Raw genomic sequence first — 24,599 nt, 5'->3', positions numbered from 1 at the left:
GTCATTCTTTAGCGGCCTTTAGGCGCTAAGTAAGATTTTAGCGGCGCCTAAGTCGGCTTTACTAGATTCGTGACTGAAGTCCGCCCAGTCTATTCGGAGTGCCTGTGACGAAGTTGGACGAGCCTCTCGGTGACATCGCGGTGATCGGAATGGCGTGCAGGCTGCCACGGTCGCGTGATCCCGAAGAGTTCTGGCGGCTGCTCCACGACGGCGTGAATGCGATCGCCGCACCGCCGGCGGGGCGGACACCGGGCGTGGCGCGCGGCGGTTTCCTCGACGACGTCGAGGAGTTCGATCCCGCTTTCTTCGGCATTTCGCCCCGTGAGGCCACGGCGATGGACCCGCGCCAGCGGCTCGTGCTCGAGCTGGCCTGGGAGGCGCTGGAGAACGCCGGGATCGTGCCACGGGAGCTGCGCGGCACCGAGCTGGGCGTGTTCGTGGGCGCGATCGGCGACGACTACGCCACGATCACCCAGCGGCTGGGCCCGTCCGCCACGACGCGGCACACCCTCGCCGGCACGCAGCGCGGCATGCTCGCCAACCGGGTCTCCCATCTGCTGGACGCCCGTGGGATCAGCATGACCGTCGACACCGCGCAGTCGTCGTCGCTGGTCGCGGTGCACCTCGCTTGCGAGAGCCTGCGCACCGGGACGAGCACGATGGCGCTCGCCGGCGGCGTGAACCTGAACCTCACCCCGGAGACCACCGCCGCGGTGGCCGAGTTCGGCGCCCTCTCGCCGGACCACCAGTGCTTCACCTTCGACGCGCGGGCGAACGGGTACGTGCGGGGCGAGGGCGGCGGCCTGGTGGTGCTCAAGCCGCTGGCACGGGCGCTCGCGGACGGGGACCCGGTGCACGCGGTGATCTCCGGCAGCGCGGTCAACAACGACGGCGAAACCGAGGCGTTCGCCGTGCCGGGCGAAGCCGCCCAGCGCGACGTGATCCGGGCGGCGCACGCACGGGCGGGCCACGATCCCGCCGAGGTGCAGTACGTCGAGCTGCACGGGACCGGGACGCGGCGCGGCGATCCGATCGAGGCGGCGGCGCTCGGCGCCGCACTGGGCGAGGGGCGCGCCGAACCGCTGGCGGTCGGGTCGGTCAAGACCAACATCGGCCACCTCGAAGGCGCCGCCGGGATCGCCGGCCTGATCAAGACCGTGCTGGCGATCCGGCACCGGGTGCTGCCCGCCAGCCTGAACTTCGCCCGGCCCAACCCGCTGATCCCGCTGGCCGAGCTCAACCTTGCCGTGCGGGACACGACCGGGGCGTGGCCACGGCCGGACCGGCCGCTCGTCGCCGGGGTGAGCTCGTTCGGGATGGGCGGGACGAACTGCCACGTCGTGCTCGCCGAGGCTCCGGCTCCGGCTCCGCTGAGCGTGGAACCGCCGTCCGGCCGGGGCGGCGCGCCGGCGCTCTGGCTGCTGTCGGCTCGTGACGGGCAAGCGCTGCGGGCGCAGGCGCGGGCGCTCGCGGAGTTCGTCACCGAAGACACCGACGTGTTCGCCGTCGCGCGCGCCTTGGCGACGACCCGCACGCACTTCGCCAGTCGAGCGGTGATCGTCGGGCGCGGGCGCGACGACCTGCGCGCCGGTCTGGCCGCGCTCGAAACCGGCGAGCGCACGGCCGCCGTGGTCACCGGCTCGGCGGCCGAGCAGGGACCGCTCGCGTTCCTCTTCACCGGTCAGGGCTCGCAGCGACCGGGCATGGGCAGACGGCTCGCCGAGGACCACCCCGTCTTCGCCGCGGCTCTCGACGAGCTCTGCGAGCAGTTCGACCGGTACTTCGACCGTCCACTGCGGACGGTGATGTTCGCCGAGGCGGGCACGCCCGACGCGGCGTTGCTCGACGAAACGCACTACACCCAGGCCGCGCTGTTCGCCTTCGAGGTCGCGCTGTTCCGGTTGTTCGAGCACTGGGGCGTGCGGCCCGGCGCGCTGCTGGGCCACTCGATCGGTGAGCTGGCGGCCGCCCACGTCGCCGGCGTCTTCGGCGTGGCGGACGCCTGCGCGCTGGTCGCGGCGCGCGGCCACCTGATGCACGCCCTGCCCGCGCGCGGGCTGATGCTTTCGGTGTCGGCGAGCCTGAGCGAGGTGGAGCCGCTCATCGAGGGGCACGAGGCCGAGCTGAGCGTCGCCGCGGTGAACGGCCCGGCCGCGACCGTGATCTCCGGGGACGACGACGCCGTCACCGCGCTCGCGGCCGTCTTCGAGCGGCACGGGCACCGGACCAAACGGCTCCGGGTCGCCCGTGCGTTCCATTCGCCGCACATGGACGCCATCCTCGAGGAGTTCCGGGCGGTGGCGGCCAAGATCTCGTACGCGCCGCCGCGGGTTCCGGTCGTGTCGAACCTGACCGGTGCGCCCTCGGCGACCGGCGACCTGATCACGCCCGGCTACTGGGTGGCGCACGTGCGGCGCGCGGTCCGGTTCCACGAGGGGGTGCGCAGCCTGCTGGATGCGGGCACCACGACGTTCGTCGAACTCGGCCCCGACAGCGTGCTCAGCGTCGCCGGCCGGGTGTCGGCGGACGGGCGCGCGGAGTTCGTGCCGACCCTGCGCGGGAACCTGGACGAAGGCACGGCGGTCGCCACGAGCCTGGCGCGCCTGCACGTGCTCGGCCGATCGCCCGACTGGTCCCGGGTGCTCGGCACGTCGAGGCACGAACTGCCGACGTACGCCTTCCAGCGGCGGCCGTACTGGGCGGGCACCGCCGAGGTGCGCCCGGACCCGCCCGCCGCGGTCGCGCCGGATCTCGACCCGCTCGATCTGGTCCGGAGCGTGGTGCGGGAAGTGCTCGGCCATCGTGCCGAGGACACAGTGGACACCGCGGCGTCGTTCAAGGACCTCGGGTTCGATTCCCTCGGCACGCTGGAGCTGCGCGACCGGCTCGCCGAGCTGACCGGCCTGGCGCTCGACTCCACGGTGATCTACAACCACCCGAGCCCGGACGCGCTCGCGCGTCACCTGAGCACCCGGACGCGCGGTGACCGGGCCGCCGAGCCCACCCCGGCCCCGGAGCCGGTGGCGGCGGTGGCCGAACCGATCGCCGTGGTCGGCATCGGCTGCCGGCTGCCCGGCGGGGTCCGGTCCCCGGAGGACCTGTGGGACCTGCTGATGGCGGAGCGGGACGTGATCGGCGGCTTCCCCGGCAACCGGGGCTGGGACCTGCGGACGCTCTTCGACCCGGATCCCGGCCACCCGGGCACGACGTATGCGCGCGAGGGCGGTTTCCTCCACGACGCCGACGAGTTCGATGCGGAGTTCTTCGGGATCTCGCCCCGTGAAGCGGCGGCGATGGATCCTCAGCAGCGGCTGCTGCTGGAGGTCAGCTGGGAGGCGCTGGAGCGCGCCGGGATCGATCCGGCTTCGCTCGCCGAAAGCCCCACCGGCGTGTTCGCCGGCGTGACGGCGCAGGAATACGGCCCGGGCCTGTCCGCCGGCGCGGACGGTTTCGCGCTCACGGGCGGGACCGCGAGCGTGGCGTCCGGGCGGATCTCGTATTCGCTCGGCTTGCGGGGCCCGGCGTTGACGGTGGATACGGCGTGTTCGTCGTCGTTGGTGGCGATTCACTTGGCGGTGCAGTCGTTGCGGCAGGGTGAGTGTTCGCTGGCGCTGGCCGGCGGGGTCGCCGTGATGGCGACACCGGGGATGTTCGTGGAGTTCAGCAGGCAGCGGGGATTGGCGCCGGACGGCCGCTGCAAGCCCTTCGCGGCGGCAGCGGACGGGACAGCGTGGGCCGAGGGCGCCGGGGTGTTGGTGTTGGAGCGGTTGTCGGATGCGCGGCGGTTGGGGCATCCGGTGTTGGCGGTGGTGCGTGGTAGTGCGGTGAATCATGATGGGGCGTCGAATGGTTTGACGGCGCCGTCGGGTCGGGCGCAGGAGCGGGTGATTCGGCGGGCGTTGGTGAGTGCGGGTTTGTCGGCTGGTGATGTGGATGTGGTGGAGGGGCACGGGACTGGGACGAGGTTGGGTGATCCGATTGAGGCTGGTGCGTTGTTGGCGACGTATGGTCGTGGTCGGGAGCGGCCGTTGTGGTTGGGGTCGTTGAAGTCGAATATTGGTCATACTCAGGCGGCTGCGGGTGTGGCTGGTGTGATCAAGATGGTGTTGGCGTTGCGGTATGGGGTGTTGCCGCGGTCGTTGCATGTTGATGTGCCGAGTCCGCATGTGGATTGGTCTTCGGGTTCGGTGCGGTTGTTGACGGAGCGGGTGGGGTGGGTTGGTGGTGGGCGGCGTCGTGCTGGGGTGTCGTCTTTTGGGATCAGTGGGACGAATGCGCATGTGATTGTGGAGGAGGCTCCGCCGTTGGTGGAGCCGGAGGTTTCTGCTGTGGTGCCGGTGTTTCCGTTGCCGTTTGTGTTGTCGGCGCGGTCGGAGGGGGCGTTGGCGGCTCAGGCTCGTTCGTTGTTGGGGTTTGTGAGGCCGGAGCATTCGCTTGTGGATGTGGCGTTTTCGTTGGTGACGACGCGGACTTCGCATCCGAGGCGCGCTGTTGTGGTGGCTGGTGATCATGACGAGCTCCGCACCCGCCTCACCGCGCTGAGCCGGGGCGAAACCCCCGCGCACGTCGTCCGCGGCACCGCCGAGCCCGGTGGCAAGGTCGTGTTCGTGTTCCCCGGTCAGGGATCGCAGTGGGCGGGCATGGCGAGGGAGCTCCTTGAGTCTTCGGCGGTGTTCGCCGAGTCGATCGCGGCGTGCGAACGGGCGCTGGCACCGTTCGTCGACTGGTCGCTGACCGACGTGCTGTGCCGGCGTCCGGGTGCGCCGTCGCTGGACCGGGTCGACGTCGTGCAGCCGGCGATCTTCGCGGTGATGGTCTCCCTCGCCGAACTGTGGCGCTCGTTCGGCGTGCACCCCGCCGCCGTGGTCGGGCACTCGCAGGGCGAGATCGCCGCCGCCTGTGTCGCCGGTGCGCTCACGCTGTCCGACGCCGCCAGGATCGTCGCACTGCGCAGCCACGCGCTGCTCGCGCTCGCCGGCGGCGGCGGAATGGCGTCGGTCCAGCTGCCCGCGGCGGAAGTGCGGAACCGGGTCGCCCGGTATTCCGTGCAGATCGCCGTCATCAACAGTCCACTCTCGACAGTGGTGGCCGGTGCGGCGGACGCGATCGACGAGTTCCTCGCCGCCTGCGCCCGGGACGGCGTGCAGACCCGGCGGATCGCGGTGGACTACGCCTCGCACTCCGCCATGGTCGACGCGATCGAGGACGAGCTGCACACGGCGCTCGACGACGTGCGCCCGCTCGCCGCACCGATCTCGTTCTACTCCACCGTGACCGGGTCCATAGTGGACACGTCCGGTCTGGACGCCGGCTACTGGTTCCGCAACCTCCGGCAGACCGTCGACTTCGAGCGCGCCACCCGGCTGCTGCTGGAGCACGGCCACACGACGTTCGTCGAATGCAGCCCCCACCCGGTGCTGACGTCGGCACTGCACGAAACGTTCGAAGCGGCCGGGGCGGAAGCAGCCGCCATCGGCTCGCTCCGGCGCGACGACGGCGGGCTCGGCCGGTTCCTCGGCTCGCTGGCCGAGGCGTACGTCCGGGGTGTTCCCCTCGACTGGTCCGCGTTGTTCGACCCCGCCGCAAAACGGGTCGACCTGCCGACCTACGCGTTCCAGCGCCGGCGGTTCTGGCTCGACGCGGCCCGGACGGCGGACCCGGCCACGCTCGGCCTGTCGGCGGCGGAACACCCGATGCTGGGCGCGGTGGTCCCACTCGGCGCGGACGACGGCGTGGTCTGCACGGGCAAGCTCGCGGTGAGCGCCGGTTCGTGGCTGGCCGACCACATGGTCTTCGGCTCGGTCGTGCTGCCGGGCACGGCGTTCGTGGACCTGGTCCTCGCGGCGGGCCGGCAGGTCGGCTGCGACCGGATCGACGAACTGACGCTGCACGCGCCGCTGGTGCTGCCCGGCGAGGACGGCGTCCGCTTCCAGGTTCTGGTCGGTGCCGACGACGGCGCCGGGCGGCGGCCGGTGACCGTGTACGCCGAGTCCGCGGACGGAATGCGTTCGCACGCGAGCGGCACGCTGGCCGCCGGCGGCGCCGAAGGGCGCGCCACGGTGGAATGGCCGCCCGCCGGCGCCGAGCTGATGAACCTCGACGGGGTGTACGACACCCTGGCCGGCCACGGCTACGACTACGGTCCCGCCTTCCAGGGACTGCGCACCGCCTGGCGGCGCGGTGACGAAATCTTCGCCGAAGTGGAGACCTCCGTCGACGCCTCCGGGTTCGGGCTGCACCCGGCCCTCGTCGACGCGGCCCTGCACGCCGTGGTCCTCGGCATGGCCGGGCCCGGCGGGCCGGTCCTGCCGTATGCCTGGCGTGATGTGCACTTCACCGGCGTGACGGCGGTGAAGGTCCGGGTGCACAGCGTCCCGGTCGGGGAAAACGCGGTCCGGCTCGTCCTGACCGACGCCCAGGGCAGGCAGGTGGCCACCTTCGGCTCGCTGACCCTCCGCCCGATCTCCCCGCGCGCGCTCACCGAAGCCGGCGGCGGTGCCGGGCGGCTGCTGCGCCTGGCGTGGCCGCAGGCCGATCCCACGGACCCCGTCGAGCGGCCGTCGGACGTCATGTTCGTCGTCGAACCCGGCGAAGACGTCCGCACGGCCACCGCGCGCGTCCTCGAACGCCTCCAGGCGTTCCTCGCCGAAGACTCCGGTGGCGGACGGCTGGTGGTCGTCACCGAACGGGCCTTGTCCACTTCGGACGAAGACGGGCCCGTCGACCCCGCCGGTGCGGCGGTCTGGAGCCTGGTGCGATCGGCGCAGGCGGAAAACCCCGGCCGGTTCGTGCTGCTCGACCGCGACGCCGGCACCTCCGGCGAGCTGCCGGCCACCGGTGAGCCCCAGCTGGCCCTGCGCGGCGGTGCCGTCCGCGTGCCGAGGCTGGTGCCGGCCGAGCACCTGCCGCGGTCCGGCCGCGAGCTCGATCCCGGCGGCACGGTCCTGATCACCGGCGGCACCGGCACGCTCGGGCGGCTGCTGGCGCGCCACCTCGTGGTCCGGCACGGCGTCCGGCACCTCCTGCTGCTCAGCCGCCTCGGCCCCGCCGCCACCGGCGCCGGGGAGCTCCGCGCCGAACTGACGGGCCTGGGCGCGGACGTCACGATCGCGGCCTGCGACGCCGCCGACCGCGACGCGCTGGCCCGGGTGCTGGCCGGCGTGCCCACCGGGCACCCGCTGACCGCGGTCGTGCACCTCGCCGGAGTACTGGATGACGGGATCCTGCAGTCCCTCGACGGTGCCCGGCTCGACGCGGCGCTGCGGCCCAAGGCCGACGCCGCGTGGAACCTGCACGAGCTCACGCGCGAGCACGAGCCGGCGGCGTTCGTGCTGTTCTCGTCGGTGGTCGCCACGGTCGGCGGCCCCGGTCAAGCGAACTACGCGGCGGCCAACGGCTTCTTGGACGGACTCGCCCAGCTCCGCGCGGCCGAGGGCCTGCCCGCCCTCTCGATCGGCTGGGGCCTGTGGGCCGACGCGAGCGGGATGACCGGGCACCTGGCCGAGGTCGACCTCGCCCGGATGGCCAGGCGCGGCATCGCGCCGCTGGGTGCGGACGACGGTCTCGCGCTGTTCGACGAGGTCTTCGGCACCACCGGCGCGGTCGTGGCGGCGGCGCTGGACGCCGGTTCGCTGCACCGGCAGTCCCGCGCGGGCGGGCTACCGGTGGTTTTCGAAGGCTTGTACCGCCGTCCGAAGCGGCAGCCCGCCTCGGCGGCGGTGCCCCTCGCGGAGCTGCTGGCGGGCAAGGCCGACGAGGAGCAGGCGGAGATCTGCCTGGCCGTCGTCACCACCGAGGCGGCCGCGGTACTGGGCCACGAGAGCCGCGACACGATCGCCCCGGACCGGACGTTCAAGGAGCTGGGCGTCGACTCGCTGATCGGGGTGGAGCTGCGCAACCGGCTCGTCGCCGCGACCGGCGTCCGGCTCGCGACCACCCTCGTGTTCGACCACCCCACGCCGGCCGAGCTGGCCGCGCACCTGCGCGCCGAACTCGGCACGCGTGCCGTCGAGACGCCCGCCGGAGCCGCACCGGTGGCGCTGCCCGACGGCGACGCGATCGCGATCGTGGCCGTCGGCTGCCGCTATCCCGGCGGTGTCCGGTCCCCGGAGGACCTGTGGGACCTGCTGATGGCGGAGCGGGACGTGATCGGCGCGTTCCCCCGCACCCGCGGCTGGGACCCGGACGCGCTGTACGACCCGGACCCGGACCGGGCGGGCAAGTCTTCCACCGCAGACGGGGGATTCCTCTACGACGCGGACGAGTTCGATGCCGAGTTCTTCGGCATCAGCCCGCGCGAAGCCCTGGCGATGGATCCTCAGCAGCGGCTGCTGCTGGAGGTCAGCTGGGAGGCGCTGGAACGCGCGGGTATCGACCCGAAGGCCCTGCGCGGCAGCGACACCGGTGTCTTCGCCGGGGTGATGTACGGCGACTACCGCGCGCGGCTGCCGAAGGTGCCGGAAGACCTCGAAGGACACCTCGGGAACGGCAGCTACGCGAGTGTCGCCTCCGGCCGGATCTCCTACACGTTCGGCTGGGAAGGCCCGGCGGTGACGGTGGACACGGCGTGTTCGTCGTCGTTGGTGGCGATTCACCTGGCGGCGCAGTCGTTGCGGCAGGGTGAGTGTTCGCTGGCGCTGGCCGGCGGCGTGACCGTGATGGCGACACCCGCCACCTTCGTCGAGTTCAGCAGGCAGCGGGGGCTGGCGCCCGATGGCCGGTGCAAGCCGTTCGCCGCGGCGGCCGACGGCACCGGATTCGGTGAGGGTGCCGGGATGGTGGTGTTGGAGCGGTTGTCGGATGCGCGGCGGTTGGGGCATCCGGTGTTGGCGGTGGTGCGTGGTAGTGCGGTGAATCATGATGGGGCGTCGAATGGTTTGACGGCGCCGTCGGGTCGGGCGCAGGAGCGGGTGATTCGGCGGGCGTTGGTGAGTGCGGGTTTGTCGGCTGGTGATGTGGATGTGGTGGAGGGGCACGGGACTGGGACGAGGTTGGGTGATCCGATTGAGGCTGGTGCGTTGTTGGCGACGTATGGTCGTGGTCGGGAGCGGCCGTTGTGGTTGGGGTCGTTGAAGTCGAATATTGGTCATACGCAGGCGGCTGCGGGTGTGGCTGGTGTGATCAAGATGGTGTTGGCGTTGCGGTATGGGGTGTTGCCGCGGTCGTTGCATGTTGATGTGCCGAGTCCGCATGTGGATTGGTCTTCGGGTTCGGTGCGGTTGTTGACGGAGCGGGTGGGGTGGGTTGGTGGTGGGCGGCGTCGTGCTGGGGTGTCGTCTTTTGGGATCAGTGGGACGAATGCGCATGTGATTGTGGAGGAGGCTCCGCCGTTGGTGGAGCCGGAGGTTTCTGCTGTGGTGCCGGTGTTTCCGTTGCCGTTTGTGTTGTCGGCGCGGTCGGAGGGGGCGTTGGCGGCTCAGGCTCGTTCGTTGTTGGGGTTTGTGAGGCCGGAGCATTCACTTGTGGATGTGGCGTTTTCGTTGGCGACGACACGGACTTCGCATCCGAGGCGCGCTGTTGTGGTGGCTGGTGATCACGACGAGCTCCGCACCCGCCTCACCGCACTCGCGAACGGGGACATCCCACCGGACGTCCCGACCGGCAAGACCGCTTTGCTGTGCACCGGGCAGGGCGCCCAGCGTCCCGGCATGGGCAAACAGCTGTACGAGACCTTCCCCGTCTTCGCCGCGGCCCTGGACGAGCTCTGCGCCCACTTCGACGCGCACCTCGACCGGCCACTGCGGGACCTGATGTTCGACCCCGCCGGCGACGGTGCCCTCGACCGGACCGGGTACGCCCAGCCCGCACTGTTCTCCTTCGAGGTCGCCATGTTCCGGCTCCTCGAACACTGGGGGCTGCGCCCGGACTACCTGATCGGCCACTCGCTCGGCGAGCTGGTCGCCGCCCACCTCGCCGGGGTGCTGAGCCTCGAGGACGCCACCGCGCTCGTCGCGGCGCGCGCCACGCTCATGCAGGCCCTGCCCGAGGTCGGGGCCATGGCCGCGATCGAGGCGAGTGAGGCGGACGTGCTGCCGCTGCTGGGGCCGGAGGTGGCCGTCGCGGCGGTGAACGGTCCACAAGCGACAGTCGTTTCGGGGCAGGCGGAGGCGGTCGCGGCCGTCGTCGCCGCGTTCGAGGCGCAGGGCAAGCGGACCAAACGGCTGAACGTCAGCCACGCCTTCCACTCACCGCTGATGGCGGGCATGCTCGACGACTTCCACCGCGTCGCCCAAGGCCTCACCTATGCCCCGCCGGCCATCCCGATGGTGTCCAACACGACCGGCGAGCTCGCCGGCGAAGAAGTCGCGACGCCCGAGTACTGGGTGCGGCACGTCCGGCACACCGTGCGGTTCCACGACGGGCTCACGACGCTCGATCGGGCGGGCGTGACCACCTACGTCGAAATCGGACCGGAAGCGGTGCTGAGCGCACTCGGCCAGTCCGTCGCCGGCGGTGCGTTCCTCCCCGCGTCGACGGGGAAGCGGCCCGAAGCGGAGACGGTCACCGAAGCCGTCGCCGGCCTGCACAAGTCGGGGATCGCGGTGGACTGGCCCGCGTACTTCGAGGGCACCGGCGCGCGACGGACCGAGCTGCCCACTTACCCGTTCCAGCGCCGGAAGTACTGGCTCGACGCGCCGGCAGGCCAGGGCGAGCCCGCGTCCGCCGGCCAGCAGGCGACCGGCCACCCGCTGCTCACCACCGCCGTCGCGCTGGCGGGCGGCGGGCACGTGCTGACCGGGCGGCTTTCGACAGCGGCCCAGCCCCTGCTCGCCGAGCACACCGTCGCGGGAACCACGCTCGTCCCGGGCACCGTGCTCGTCGAGCTGGCTCTGCTCGGCGGGCGGCTGGCGGGCGCCGAGCGGCTCGGGGAGCTGACCATCGAAACGCCGCTGGTCCTGCCCGCCGACGGCGAAGTGCGGATCCAGCTGGCCATCGAGGAGGCCGACGACGCGGGCCGCCACGCGATCGGGTTCCACTCGCAGCCCGGATCGGCCGGCACCGAACCCTGGACCCGGCACGCCACCGGTTTCCTCGTCGCCGGGCCGGAACCCACGGCCGACCTCGCGGTCTGGCCACCGGCCGGCGCGGCCGAAGTCGACGTCGCGGATCTTTACGACCGGCTCGCGGACGACGGCTACGACTACGGCCCGCTGTTCCGCGGCGTCACCGCGGCCTGGCGGTCCGGTGACCGGATCTACGCGGAGACGCGGCTGCCCGAGCACACCGACGGCGGCTCGTTCGCCCTCCACCCCGCCCTGTTCGATTCCGCGCTGCACGCCGTGTTCCTCCACGAGCGCTCCGGCAGTGCCCCGCTGGTGCCGTTCTCCTGGCACGACGTTTCCCTCAGGCCGACGAAGGCCACGGCGCTGCGCGTCGCGTTGACCCCGCGCGGTGCACACGCCGTGCGGCTCGTGCTGGCCGACGACCGAGGTGCGCCGGTCGGGTCCGTCGGGGAACTGCGGCTCCGGCCGGTCCAGGCGGCCGGCGTGCCCCTGCTGCGCCTGGCCTGGCACCCGACGCCGTCCGGGGAGCCGGCCGCAGGCGCGGTGATCGGCAGCAAGCCCGACGGACTGGCGGCCGAGCACTACCCCGATCTCGACGCGCTGCGCATGGCGATCGCGACCGGCACGTCGGTGCCGGACTTCGTGGTCGTGCGGTGTTCCGGCGCCGAAGGGGACGTGCCGGACGCGACCCGGGCCGTCGTGCACGGCGTGCTGGACCTGGTGCGGCAGTGGCTTGCCGACGAGCGGTTCACCGCCGCGAAGCTGGTGCTCGTCACGGAGGGCGCGGTCATGGCGGGCGAGGATCCGAACCTGCCGCAGGCGGCGGTCTGGGGGCTGGTTCGCAGCGCCCAGACGGAGCACCCGGATCGGCTGGTGCTCGCCGACCTCGACGACGACGAACGTTCGTGGCAGTCGCTCGCCGGCTCGGTGACCGGCGGTGAGCCGCAGCTGGCGATCCGGCGCGGCACCGTGACCGCGGCACGCCTGGTCCGGGCGGCGGGGCAGAGCGGCCGCGCCGGTGAGCTCGCCCCCGAGGGCACGGTCCTGATCACCGGCGGCACCGGCGCGCTCGGCTCGTTGGTCGCCCGCCACCTGGTGACCGGGTACGGCGCCCGGCACCTGCTGCTGGTCAGCCGCCAAGGCCTGGCGGCACCCGGTGCCGAGGCACTGGCCGGCGAGCTCGCCGCGATGGGCGCACAGGCACGGGTGGCCCGGTGCGACACGGCCGACCCGGCCGCGCTGGCGGACCTGCTCGCGAGCGTGCCGCCCGAACACCCGCTGACCGCGGTGGTGCACACCGCCGGTGTCCTCGACGACGGCGTGCTGACCTCGCTCACCGCCGAGCGCGTGGACGCGGTGCTCCGCCCGAAGGTCGACTCCGCCTGGCACCTCCACCGCCTCACCGCGCACCTCGATCTGCCGATGTTCGTGCTGTTCTCGTCCGTCGCCGGTTACCTCGGCACCCCGGGGCAGGCGAGCTACAGCGCGGCCAACAGCTTCCTGGACGCGCTCGCCGAACACCGGCGCTCACTCGGGCTCAGCGGCACGTCCGTGGCGTGGGGGCAGTGGGAGACCGGGATGGCCGGTGGCCTCGGCGACGTCGATCGCGCCCGGCTTTCGCGGCTCGGGCTCGCTCCGCTCGGCGAGGAGCTCGGGCTGGCCCTGTTCGACCAGGCCGTGCGTCACGACGTGGGCGCGCTGGCGGCAACGCCGCTGGACCAGGCGGCGTTGCGGGCCGGTGCGGCGCCGATCCTGCGTGACCTCGTCCGCGAGCGGGTCCGGACCGGGCCCGCCGGACGAACGGCTCTGCGGCAGCGACTGGCCGGGCTGTCCGAAACCGGGCAGCGGCGGGCGGTGCTCGCCCTGGTCCAGGCCGAAGCCGCCGTGGTGCTGCGGCACGACGACCCGTCGGCGGTCGCCGCCGACCGAGCGTTCAACGAACTGGGCTTCGACTCGCTGATGGCCGTCGAACTGCGCAACCGGGTGTCGGCCGCCGCCGACGTCTCGCTGCCGGCGACGCTCGTCTTCGACTACCCGACACCCGAAGCGCTGGCCGAGTACCTCCGGACGGCCGTGGCCGGCACCGTCCCGGCGCCCGCCGCACCGGCTGTCACGACGCCGGTGGCCGACGACGACATCGCGATCATCTCGATGAGCTGCCGGTACCCGGGCGGTGTGCGCACCCCCGAGGACCTGTGGCGGATCGTGGCCGACGGCACCGACGCCACCAGCGAATTCCCGGCCGACCGCGGCTGGGACCTGGCGGCCCTGTACGACCCGGAGAGGTCCCGGACCGGCACCTCCTACACCGCGCGCGGCGGCTTCCTGCACGACGTCGCCCAGTTCGACGCCGGGTTCTTCGGGATGAAGGAGGTCGAAGCGCTGGCGACGGACCCGCAGCAGCGGGTGCTGCTGGAGCTCGCCTGGGAGTCGCTGGAGCGCGCCGGGATCGACCCGGCCACGCTGCGCGGCAGCGACACCGGCGTCTTCGCCGGAGTGATGTACAACGACTACGGCGCGCGCCTGATGGCGGAGCCGAACGGGCTCGAGGGGTACCTGAGCACCGGCAGTTCGGGCAGTGTCGCGTCCGGCCGCGTCGCCTACACGTTCGGGTTCGAAGGTCCCGCGGTCAGCATCGACACGGCGTGCTCCTCCTCGTTGGTGGCGTTGCACTGGGCGTGCCAGGCCATCCGGCAGGGCGACTGCTCGATGGCGCTGGCCGGTGGCGTCGCGGTGATGGCGACGCCCGCGACGTACGTGGCGTTCAGCAGGCAGCGCGGGTTGTCGGAGGACGGCCGGTGCAAGGCGTTCTCGGCGGACGCGGACGGCACCGGCTTCGCCGAGGGCGCGGGTTTGGTGTTGCTGGAACGGCTTTCGGAGGCCCGGCGCCACGGCCACCCGGTGCTGGCCGTGGTCCGGGGGAGCGCGGTGAACCAGGACGGGGCCAGCAACGGCCTCCGCGCGCCGAGCGGCCGCGCGCAGGAACGCGTGATCCGCCAGGCGCTCGCCAACGCCGGGCTGTCGCCCGCCGACGTCGACGCGGTGGAGGCGCACGGCAGCGGAACCCGGCTCGGCGACCCGATCGAGGCAGGCGCGCTCATCGCCGAATACGGGCAGCAGCGCCCGGCGGACCGGCCGCTGTGGCTGGGCTCGGTGAAGTCCAACATCGGCCACACCCAGAGCGCCGCGGGCGTCGCCGGCCTGATCAAGATGATCATGGCGATGCGCAACGGCGTGCTTCCCCGGACGCTGCACGTCGACGAGCCCACACCACGGGTCGACTGGTCTTCCGGCGCCGTCTCCGTGCTCACCGAGCCGGTCCCGTGGCCGGGTGACGAACGTCCGCGCCGCGCGGCCGTGTCGTCGTTCGGGGTCAGCGGCACCAATGCGCACGTGATCATCGAAGAGGCCGCTCCGGTGGCCCCGGCCGCCGCGGAGCCCGTCACCCGGGACCTGCCCTGGATCGTGTCGGCGCGAACCGCCGACGCGCTGCGGGAGCAGGCCCGCTTGCTGCACGAACACGCCGGCCGCGCGGAGGCACCCGGCACGGCGGACATCGCGCACGCACTCGTCACCACCCGGTCCGCGTTCCGGCACCGGGCGGTGATCACCGGCCGGGACCGCGCAGAGCTCCTGCGCGCGACCCGTGAGCTCGCCATGGGCCGGCACTCGGCCGACGTCGTCCTGGGAACGGCAGGTGGGGCCACCGCCATCGCTTTCGGCACCGGGTCGGAGCTTCGTGCCGGTGCGGGCGTTCAGCTCTACGACACCTTCCCGGCGTTCGCCGCCGAGCTGGACCGGGTCTGCGGAGCGCTCGATCCGCACCTGGACCGCCCGGTGCGCGACGTGCTGTTCGGTGCCGCTGTCCTCCCGGGACACGCCGGCCCGGCTGCGTTCGCGCTGGACGTCGCCCGGTTCCGGCTGCTCGCCGCCTGGGGAGTCCGGCCCGACTACCTGGTCGGCGACGGCGTGGGAGAGCTGACCGCCGCCCACGTCACCGGTCTGCTCCCGCTCGACGTGGCGGGTGAACTGGCCGCCACCGGCAAGTCGGCCGCGGGCGTGGCCGAAACCGCGGGGCGCACCCCGGAGATCCCGGTCGTCTCCATGGTGACCGGGATCGAGACACTGCGGGCGCAGGGGGTGACCGTGGTGCTCGAACTGGGCGAGGGTCTCGCGGTGGCCGAACCGTCCCCGCTCTTCGTGCCGACAGCGCGCAGTGGCCTGACCGAGGTCCGCGCGCTCATCGAGGGGCTTGCCATCGCGCACGCCCAGGGCTTGGCGGTGGACTGGGCGGCGGTGACGGGCGGCCGCGCCGTGCCGGATCTGCCGACCTACCCGTTCGAACGCAAGCGGTACTGGCTGGACGCCGCGGCCGATGCCACGACCGGCTAGCGGCAGACGCTGCCTGGGACCCAGACAGCGCCCGCCGCGGGCTTTCAGAGCACGGACTGGGAGTACACGTCCCGCGTCAGGTCGGTGATCCGGGTGGCGGAGTCCTGCCAGGACAGCGTGGTCGGCTCCAGGGTCAGCACCACCACGATCTTGCCGTTGTCCACGCCCACCGTGCCGCTCGTGTGCATGGCGCGGCTGGTCAGGTCGATGTCCTGGGTGCCGAACGTCCGTTCGCCGGCGGCGGTGCCTTCGCCGCTGGAGGCGACCGCGGTGGCGGCCCTGACCTCCGGCGAGTTCAGCACGCGCAGCGTTTTCGCGTTGGTCTCAGTGCATTCCTGACCGGGCGCGGGCGCCGCACCGAAACCGGACCACCCCTGCTTGACCGCCTTCGGCCCGGGCACCGCGCTCGGAAGGCCGAACGACTGGTCGAAACGGTCCGAACCGCACTTGGTCGACTGCGCCAGGTTGCCCATGATGAAGTCGCGGTACTTCGGGTTCGCGTCGTGCAGGATGTACTGGTAGGTCTTGACGATGTCCGCGGCGCTGATCGCGGTGTACCCCCACTTGCCCCGGCTGGCGGGCGGCGCGGTGTCGGTGAGGCCGAGCTTGGCGACCATGCGCTTGACGATCTCGTCCCAGCCGTCGCGCACCCACAGCGTGCTGGCGGCGTCGTCGTTGCTGGAGCGCAGCATCGGCTCGAGCAGCGCCAGGTCGCTGGCCGGGATCTCGTAGTCGGGCCCGTGCGATTCGAGGTAGTCGAGGGCGATGAACAGCTTGACCAGCGAGGCGGAGCGGTACTGCTTGTGCTCGTCGGCGCCGAAGGTCGTGCCGGTCTGCTCGTCGACGACCAGGTAGCTGGCGGTCATCCCCTCGGGGAGGTCCACCGAAGACGTCACCGCCGAAGCCGGTGCAGCCGCCATCGCCACACTGGCCACGACACCGGTCGCGATCGTTGCCAAACGCCGGATTTTCCCCAAAACAACCACCCCAGTCAGCTAGATCAACTTTGTTGGGGGGTCACCCTATCGGGTTATTTGCCGCCGGCGAAGCGGTATCCCCGCATCGCGCGGGAACGGCCGCACGCGGCTCCGATCCGTCCTTCCCGGGCACTTCGCCGATGCCGGGTACGCTTCCGCAGCTGAGCGGACGCACTGACCGGGGGACGACGAACCATGGACATCGCTTCCGGCGCGGACAGAGTCCGCGTCCACGAACCCGCGCCGAACGTGCCTTCGGGATCCGAACCGGTGTTCGCCGGGTACCTCCGGCAGCTGACCAAGGCGACCGTGTTGCGCATGGGGCTCAGCGGCGCGCTCGTCGCCTTCGGTGTGGTGCTCGTGCTGACCGAACCGCGGGAGAGCGCGCCGGGCTACATCTACTTGGTCGCCTTCGGCAGTTCGCTGGCGCTGTGGGGCTACGTCCTGAGCCTCTACGTGCGGGTTCGGCGCCTATCCGCGGAGCCCTACCGCCCGCTCGACGTCGCCCCGGACGGCTTGCTCGTGAACCGGTCGCGGGTGTCCGTGCGGCTGCCGGACGGACGGTGGCTGCGGACCCGCCTCACCGACGGGCCGCGGGTGCAGCTGGCGGGCCAGCGACGGCTGTGGGTGCTCGGGAGCGGCCGGCGGGTGTTCGTCCGCCTGCCCGGCGCGCTCTGGTTGCGGCTGGGGCGGATCGAGGACGCGCCCCCGGCCGGTGCAAAGCCCGCGGAGCTCGTCTCCCGCCACCCGACACCGCCGCGTCTCGATCCGGTGCTCGCCGCGCACCGGGCGTTCCAGGTCCGGCGGATGGTCGGTTCCGGACTGACGTTCCTGGTGCTGGGCGCGGCCGCGCTCGCGGTGGTGCCGAACCTGCCGTTCGATGGCCTCGGCATCGCGGGTCCGGCCGCGGTGGGCGGCATCGCCGGCGGCACCGGAGCTCTCGCGATGATGGGACTCGTGATGATCGTCGGGTCCCTGCGGATCCGCCGTCCGATCACCGAGGACATCTGGGTGGAGCTGCGGGTCGCGCTCGACACGCCGTTCGTGCCGCGCACCCGGGGCGTGGCCCGGCTGACCGGCTGGGCGCTGCACCCGGACGGCCGCCAGACGCGGTTCCGGCTCGTCGCCGACGTTTCGATGGCCGCGAACGTGGCGGCGACCGGGCAGCTGTGGCTGCTGGGGCAGCCGCGGCCGGGCAAGCCGACGAAAGCCGGCGTTCCCGGCTACCCCTGCGTGGGCAGCTTCCGCCTCGCCTGAGCTCGCCGGCGGGCACGGCGCCTCAGCTGCGCGGTTAGGGTGGCGGGCATGGACGCGACCAGGTGGCTCATCGTTGTCCGGCACGCGAAGTCGGACTGGTCCGAGGGCCTGCCCGACCACGAGCGTCCCCTCGCGCCGCGGGGTCTCCGTGACGCGCCGAGGCTCGGCCGGTGGCTCTCCGAAGAGGGACACGTTCCCGAGCTGGTCGTCTGCTCCACCGCGCGTCGCACCCGGGAAACCTGGCTGCGGGTGAGCGATGAACTCCCCGCGCGGCCGCCCGTCGAGTACGACGACGACCTCTACGGCGCCGACGTCCCCGAGCTGCTGGCCGCCGCCGGCCGGACGCCGCCCGACGTCACCACGCTCGCGCTGGTGGGGCACGAGCCCGGGGTCAGCGACGTGACCCTGCACCTCGCCGGGCGCGGCGAGGAGACCCGGCCCGTCCAGGCCAAGTTCCCCACCGGCGCCGCGGCCGTGCTCGCGACCACGGATCCCTGGGACGCGTTGCGCACCGCCCGGCTCGTCGCCTTCTTCCGGCCCCGCGACTTCGCCGGCTGACGGGTTCGGACAAGAAGGTCTGGACCAGGCATTGCCTTGGCTGTGTTCACATGCGTACCCTCCATTCACTCACAGGTTTGATGTTCATATTTGTGAATGGAGCGGACATGGTTTTCCGCCACACCGTCGTGGCCGCGCTCGCCGCGCTCGGCCTCGTCGCTTCTTCCGCCGCGCCGGCCGAGGCCGCGTCGCACCCCACCGGCTGCAGCGTCCCGGTCATCGGACCGGTGTGCGCACCGGCGACCGTCGTCCTCGACGGCAAGCAGCTGCTTCGCACGAAGTTCGCCGCGCTGGTCGGCGAGAAGACGTCCCACACCGCGCTGACCAACCTGCTCGCCGCCGCCAAAACCGACCTCACGGCGGGGCCGTGGAGCGTCACGTCGAAGAAACAGGTCCCGCCCAGCGGGGACAAACACGACTACCTGAGCCTGGCGCCCTACTGGTGGCCGACGACGCAGCCGACCGCCGAAAACCCGTGGGGCTGCCCGTTCGTGCAGCGCGACGGCCAGCGCAACCCGATCGTCGACGAGATCACCGACCACGCCTACCGCGGTCAGGCGTTCGCCGCGATCTACCGGCTCGCCTTGGCCTGGTACTACACCGGGGACGCGCGGTACGCCCGGCGCGCGGCGCTCGACCTGCGCACGTGGTTCCTCGACGCGGCCACGAAGATGAACCCGAACATGAACTTCGCCCAGGGCATCCCGTGCAAGGTGGACGGCCGCGGCATCGGCATCATCGAGTTCTCCTACACGCTGAGCCAGGTCGTCGACGCCACCGCGATCCTCGCCACCGGCGCGCCCGGCTGGACGAAGACCGACCAGGCCGGCATGACCGGCTGGTACACGCAGTTCCTGGACTGGTTGCGCACCAGCAAGAACGGGACCGACGAAGCCAAGGCCCAGAACAACCACGGCAGCTTCTACGACATGCTCGTCGCGGCGCTCGCCCTCGGCACGGGACAGCGTGACCTGGCGGCGGCCATCGCGCGGGACGCCGGGCCGAACCGGATCGCGCCGCAGATCCAGGCCGGCGGTCTCCAGCCGCAGGAGACGAGCCGGACGCGCAGCTGGCACTACTCGGCGTTCAACCTGGTCGCGCTGACCCGCCTCGCGCAGATCGGCCAGCACGTCGGCGTCGACCTGTGGCACTACACGGCGCCGAGCGGGGCGACGCTGTTCGCGGCGGCCGACTTCCTGATCCCGGGAGCCACGCAAGGGCAGGCCGCCTGGCCGTACCCCGAGCTGGACTTCCGGCCGTACGCGGCGCTCGACGTCCTGCACGCGGCGGCCGACGCGGGCGATCTCCCGGCACGATCCGCGTTGCCGCGGGTGCCGGTGGAGCCGGGCGGAGACCTCTACCCGGTGCGGCCGGCCGCGGAACAGCTCGACGACATTTCGACGTCCTGACCGCGCGGGAAAGGGCCCGGCCATGCGCCGGGCCCCTTCCGGGCGGAATCAGACGCCCGCCACCTGCGAAATCCAGCTGCGGTACCGCGTGATGTTCGTGTAGGCGGTGTTGTTCGACCGGTCGCTGGTCGACGCGACGCCGACCTGGCGGCCGGAGGCGAACATCGGACCGCCGGAGTCGCCGCCGGCGGTGATGCCATTGACGCGGTTCGCGCACACCGCGACGCCGCCGGTGTAGTCGCTGCAGCCGATCGAGTTCATCCGCACGGTCGCGACCTTCAGGTACCGCGACTGGCAGTTGATCTCGGAGCCGCACTGGCTGGTCGCGCCCCAGCCGTAGACCGAGACGTTCTGGCCGACCGAGACGTCACCGACACTGCCGAGCGGCGAGTAGGTGGCGTTGACCGAGGTGGTGAGCCGGACGATCGCCAGGTCGGCGGAGCCCGGGTACCGCGTGATGGTGGAGCCGGTGGCCATCGTGCCGCCGCTCGACTGGTCCAGGCTGCCGATGCGGAACGTGTAGGTGCCGGAGCTGCTGACGCAGTGCTTCGCGGTGAGGATGTACTGCGGGGCGATGATCGTCGCGGTGCAGTTCTGCCGGCCGTTGACGAACAGCCGGGCCGCCCAGGGGCCGCTCGTGGCGGTGCTGCCGCCGATGATCGACGGCTGGGCCTGCGGGGTGCTGTCGGCGGCCGCCGGACCGCCGAGGCCGACGACGGCCAGTGCGGTGCTCGCGGCCAGCAGGACGAACTTGCCGAATTTCACGCTCACTCCTTTTCACGCGAGGGGAGAACCGCGTGGGGAAAGCCGGTGGGGACCGAACTCGAAGATTGTCCGAGTTGCCGGTGAATGTCCGGAACCGACGAAAGTCGCCGGTCGAATCCGTATTTATTTCCCGGAGTGGGCTACGTGCAGTTCCCGTACTGTTCCGCGCTCTTGCGCCGGGTGGCCGCGCGCTAGCGCTGTCCGTGACTCGCGGCGGCGTGCCGGTCAGGCGGCGATCTTCGCCGGGGCGGTCTTGCGCAGCCAGTACAGGCCGATGACCGGCAGGACCAGCGGGATGAAGAGGTAACCCTCGCCGTAGACCGACCAGACGGTCGGGTGCCGGAAGGCCGCCGCGTCGACGAGGCTCAGCGTGCCGATCGTCAGGACGCCCAGCAGCTCGATCGAGCAGGCGACGAGGGCCACGTGCCACCAGCCGTCACCGCGCCGGGCCAGCGCGACGGTCGCGACGATGTAGACGGCCGCGGCGAACGCCGAGAGCAGGTAGGCGAGCGGGGCTTCGTGGAACTTCGTGCCGATCTGGACGCCGGCTCGCGACGTCGCAGCCAGCGCGAAGATCGCGTACACGGCGACGAGCACCCGGCCGGGGCCGCCGGCCGTCCTACGCTGTTGCTCCACTCCACACCTCGTTCAGTCGCAGCACCATCACGGGGATGGCCAGGCAGGCGATGCCGAGCACGGCGGTGCTCGACCGGCTCCGCTCGGCCAGCGCCCAGGCGGCGCCGACGGGCAGGACGACCAGGCTGCCGATCAGGTAGGCCAGGTAGGTCGCCAGGCTGCCGGGCCGGTCCCCGCCGACGAGCAGCACGATCCCGATCACCAGCTGCGCGACCAGCAGCAGTTCGATGGCCGCGAGCGCGATCAGGAGCGGGTTGTCCGGAAGCCGGTTCCGAGCCGACTGGACGAAGCTCCAGAGCGCGACGGCCGTGGCAGCCACGGCGACCGTCACGGCGAATCCGAAGATCACCCGTTCCTCCTTCCGGTCCACCGGCCGTCAACTTACTCCGTGGTACCGGCGGGCCCGTCCGCCGAGGTGGCGCGGGCGTGGCGCAGGCCACGACCGTGATCGGCTCTCCGGGCAACGTGCGCTACAGGAATGGCGCGCATCGAGAAAGTTGATCACTGGGCAAGCTTGATGGCGTCGCGTCAATTCGATGGGATAATTCGGCGCGATCCGCTGCTCGACCTGCGGAAATGCCGAAAAGATCTTCATGTTACACCACTATGGTGTGGTCGTTCGACTGGACAAAATCACCCTGTGTTCCTCTACTGGTCGGTAGCGGTTCTTTTCGCCTACCTCGGATAGCCCAGCTGAACCGCCGGGTTGGCGGATTGGCCCAGAGCTGTCCGGCATGGGGGAATATTCCTCGTCCCGGGGGCTGTGATGCTCGGGACTCGCACGGAGGGGTATCACGGATGGACCTGCGCTACGAAGCTTTTTGCTTCGCCGACCCGTTGTTCTACGACGAACACGCGGGAAACGATGCGCCGGTCGAGGATTTCACCGCGGCGCTCCCCGCACCGAGCGCCGGCTGGACGGCAACCGACCGCGGAGTATGGCGCGCGACACAGCCGGCGGGGCGAGTTTTTCCCGCTCAGGGCTGGCAGATCCACGTGACCGCTGGTCTCGACAATGCGACCCGGGTGCTCGCGCAGGTTCACCAGTCCTGTACCGAGCACGTGGTCGCCTACAAGCACCTACGCTCGCTGCTGAGCTTGCTCGCCCGGAATTCGAAATATGCGTCCTGTGCCGACGGGGTCGAGCTGGCGACCATTTATCCGGCCGACAACAACGAACTCGAGCGAGTACTCACAGACCTGTCGGCCCGGCTGAAGAGCGAGCGTGGCCCGGAAATTTCAAGCGCCTTGCGGTACGGCGACGGACCCATCTACGTGCGTTACGGCGGATTCGCCGAACAGTGGGTGGAGCTCAACGGCGACCGCGTACCGGCAGTTCGCAAGCCGGACGGTCGGCTCGTGCCCGAGAAGCGTGAACTGACGTTCTCCGTGCCCGACTGGGTCAAGCTTCCGGCGTGTCTGCAAAGCAGCAACGTCTCCGCGCGCAAAGCGAGCGCCTCAGTCCCGTACCGGCTGTTGATGCCACTACGGGTCGCGAACGGCGGTGGCAGCTACCTCGCCACCCCCAAGACGGGCGGCGAACAGGTCGTCCTCACGGAGGCGCGCCCGCACGCGGGCTTCGACGAGGCGCGGCTCGACGCCGTCGAGCGCCTGCGCCGAGAGCACGAAGCGCTTGAACGCCTCGTTGGCATCCCGGGTGTGCCGCGGATCGTCGAGCGGTTCACGGTCGCGGAACGTCACTACCAGGCCACGGAGTACCTGCCGGGTACCTCGTTAGCCGGCTGGCTGACCCACAACTACCCCCTGACCAGGCGCAACGCGTCGACCGCCGAGCTCGCCGCATACGCGCGACGCGCGCTGGACATCGTCGCGAGCGTGGAGAAGGTCATCGCGGAAGTCCACGCCCGCGGCATCGTCCTGGGCGACCTGCATCCACTGAACATATGGATCGACGAGGACCACGACGACCGCATTTCTCTCACCGACTTCGGGACGGCGTTCGACGCCGAGGTCACTGATCGCCTGGCGCCGGGCACACCCGGCTTCCGCGCTCCGGCCGACCGCAGCGGCTTCGCAGTCGACGAGCACGCACTCGCGGCATTGCGGCTTTGGCTGTTCCTCCCGCTGTTGCCGCTGGCCGAACTCGCTTCGGCGAAGCTGCGTCGTCTCGCCGACTTCGTCGAACGCCGCTTTGCGCTGCCCGAGGGATACGTTGACGACGCAGTCGCAGTGCTGACCCCGCGTGGGGTCTCCCCGGAGGCGGCACCGGTCCACACGGAGCTTGACCAAGACAAACCGGACTGGCCATTGGTTCGCAAGCAGATCGCCGAGGCGATCCTCGCCAGTGCCACCCCGGGCCGCCACGATCGGCTGTTCCCCGGCGACATCGAACAGTTCCGTGTCGGCGGTGCCTGTTTCGGCGTCGGCGCCGCCGGCGTGCTGCACGCTCTCGACGTCGCCGGGGCCGGCCGCTTCCCCGAGCACGAACGCTGGCTGATCGAAGCAGTCCGCCGGGAGCCGCCGACCCGGCCCGGCTTCTACGACGGCAGCTCCGGCATCGCCTACGTGCTGGAGGGCTTCGGGTACCACGACCAGGCCGGCAAGCTGCTGGCGTCGTCCGCACGGCTCGTGGAGCAGACGACCGACCACTCGCTGGAGCGCGGCCTGGCCGGCATCGGGCTGACCATGTTGCACTTCGCGACGGTCCGCCAGGACAACGAGTTCGGTCGCCAGGCGCTGAACACCGCCGTTCGGCTGGCCGAGGCCCTGGAGACAGCGGCGCCGCCGGGGAACTCGGCCCGCGCCGGCTTGCTCTCCGGCTGGGCCGGGCCCGCGCTGTTGTTCCTGCGGCTCTTCGAGCGCACCGGCGAGCAGGCTTGGCTCTCCTTCGCCGATCAGGCGCTGTGCCGCGACCTCGAGGAATGCATCGAAGCCGACGACGGCTCGCTGCAGGTCCGCGATGGTGTGGCCCGGACGTTGCCGTACGCCGGCGTCGGCAGTGCCGGGATCCTCCTGGTCGCCGAGCAACTGGCCCGACACTGCCCGGACGCGGAGACCAGCGACAGCCTGCGGGCTTTGCGTGAGTCGTGCCTCGGCGAGTTCGTCGTCCACCCGGGCCTGCTCAACGGCCGCTGCGGGCTCGCGGTCGCGCTGGCCGCGAACCCGGACCTGGATGAGCCGAGCCGGATGGCGGCGATCGACCGGCACCTGGCGTGGCTGGCCTGCTACGCGGTTCCGTACAAGGGCGGGCTCGCGTTTCCGGGCAACCGGCTGCTGCGCCTCTCGATGGACGTCAAGACCGGCGGCGCGGGAATTCTCCTTTCTCTCGCTTCGCTCCTCGATGGCAAGGAAGTGCTGCCCTTCTTGGGCAGTACGCCCGCTTCTCCTGCTGGCGGTCGCTGAGCAGAGCCGTCACGACGGCCGGTGCGGGCAGCCAACCGCCCAGGGTCGGGAGGCGGCTGCCCGCGGTCGCGGTACGGCCCGTCGGCGGGGCGCCTTCCGGCGACGGGTCCGCAACCACTACCAGGCCGTCTGCGGTGGGGCGGTCGTCGGCGGGGCACCTTCCGGCGACGACCGTGACCTTCACCTGGCCACCTGGGGCAGTGGCGCGTCCGCTCCCGGGGCGTCTGCCGGGAGCGGAC

Annotated in this window: 9 protein-coding genes; 5 read left to right on the top strand and 4 right to left on the bottom strand. The window is 71.7% G+C overall.

Annotation, left to right across the window (positions count from 1 at the left end; all coding sequences use genetic code 11):
- Positions 1-104: 104 nt before the first annotated feature.
- Positions 105-15,395 carry an SDR family NAD(P)-dependent oxidoreductase gene (locus ACWED2_RS30380; protein ID WP_449693926.1) on the top strand — a complete coding sequence of 5,097 codons (15,291 nt, stop codon included), beginning with the start codon at positions 105-107 and terminating at the stop codon, positions 15,393-15,395.
- 44 nt (positions 15,396-15,439) lie between these two features.
- Here ACWED2_RS30380 and ACWED2_RS30375 read toward each other — a convergent pair whose 3' ends face one another.
- Positions 15,440-16,354, bottom strand: coding sequence for a hypothetical protein (locus tag ACWED2_RS30375; RefSeq protein ID WP_449693925.1), 915 nt, complete (start codon positions 16,352-16,354; stop codon positions 15,440-15,442).
- Between the two features lie 213 nt (positions 16,355-16,567).
- Between ACWED2_RS30375 and ACWED2_RS30370 the strand changes: the two genes are divergently transcribed.
- From ACWED2_RS30370 to ACWED2_RS30360, 3 genes are all read left to right on the top strand, one after another.
- Positions 16,568-17,629 carry a hypothetical protein gene (locus ACWED2_RS30370; protein ID WP_449693924.1) on the top strand — a complete coding sequence of 354 codons (1,062 nt, stop codon included), beginning with the start codon at positions 16,568-16,570 and terminating at the stop codon, positions 17,627-17,629.
- A 48-nt stretch (positions 17,630-17,677) separates the two neighbouring features.
- Positions 17,678-18,187, top strand: coding sequence for a SixA phosphatase family protein (locus ACWED2_RS30365; protein WP_449693923.1), 510 nt, complete (start codon positions 17,678-17,680; stop codon positions 18,185-18,187).
- Positions 18,188-18,294: 107 nt separating this feature from the next.
- Positions 18,295-19,596: an alginate lyase family protein gene (locus ACWED2_RS30360; RefSeq protein ID WP_449693922.1), complete on the top strand. Its 1,302-nt coding sequence runs from the start codon at positions 18,295-18,297 to the stop codon at positions 19,594-19,596.
- Positions 19,597-19,644: 48 nt separating this feature from the next.
- Here ACWED2_RS30360 and ACWED2_RS30355 read toward each other — a convergent pair whose 3' ends face one another.
- From ACWED2_RS30355 to ACWED2_RS30345, 3 genes are all read right to left on the bottom strand, one after another.
- Positions 19,645-20,361, bottom strand: a complete 717-nt coding sequence (locus ACWED2_RS30355; RefSeq protein WP_449693921.1) for a S1 family peptidase — start codon at positions 20,359-20,361, stop codon at positions 19,645-19,647.
- A 225-nt stretch (positions 20,362-20,586) separates the two neighbouring features.
- Positions 20,587-20,958, bottom strand: a complete 372-nt coding sequence (locus ACWED2_RS30350; RefSeq protein WP_449694030.1) for a hypothetical protein — start codon at positions 20,956-20,958, stop codon at positions 20,587-20,589.
- Positions 20,959-20,980: 22 nt separating this feature from the next.
- The gene (locus ACWED2_RS30345) at positions 20,981-21,346 is read right to left on the bottom strand and encodes a hypothetical protein (protein ID WP_449693920.1); all 366 of its coding nucleotides are present in this window, start codon (positions 21,344-21,346) and stop codon (positions 20,981-20,983) included.
- A gap of 449 nt (positions 21,347-21,795) precedes the next feature.
- Here ACWED2_RS30345 and lanKC point away from each other — a divergent pair, with 449 nt between their 5' ends.
- A complete protein-coding gene (gene lanKC, locus ACWED2_RS30340; protein WP_449693919.1) occupies positions 21,796-24,360 on the top strand; it encodes a class III lanthionine synthetase LanKC in 2,565 nt (854 codons plus the stop codon).
- The last annotated feature ends 239 nt before the right edge of the window (positions 24,361-24,599 follow it).

Source organism: Amycolatopsis sp. NPDC005003 (genome assembly GCF_053600695.1).
The sequence above is the reverse complement of the archived record's forward strand: the minus strand, read 5'-3'. Positions and strand labels throughout refer to the sequence as shown.

Bases quoted from the DNA above. Each gene is read 5' to 3' on its own strand.
- ACWED2_RS30370 (WP_449693924.1), top strand. From the start codon at position 16,568: ATGGACATCGCTTCCGGCGCGGACAGAGTCCGCGTCCACGAACCCGCG.
- ACWED2_RS30365 (WP_449693923.1), top strand. From the start codon at position 17,678: ATGGACGCGACCAGGTGGCTCATCGTTGTCCGGCACGCGAAGTCGGAC.
- ACWED2_RS30360 (WP_449693922.1), top strand. From the start codon at position 18,295: ATGGTTTTCCGCCACACCGTCGTGGCCGCGCTCGCCGCGCTCGGCCTC.
- lanKC (WP_449693919.1), top strand. From the start codon at position 21,796: ATGGACCTGCGCTACGAAGCTTTTTGCTTCGCCGACCCGTTGTTCTAC.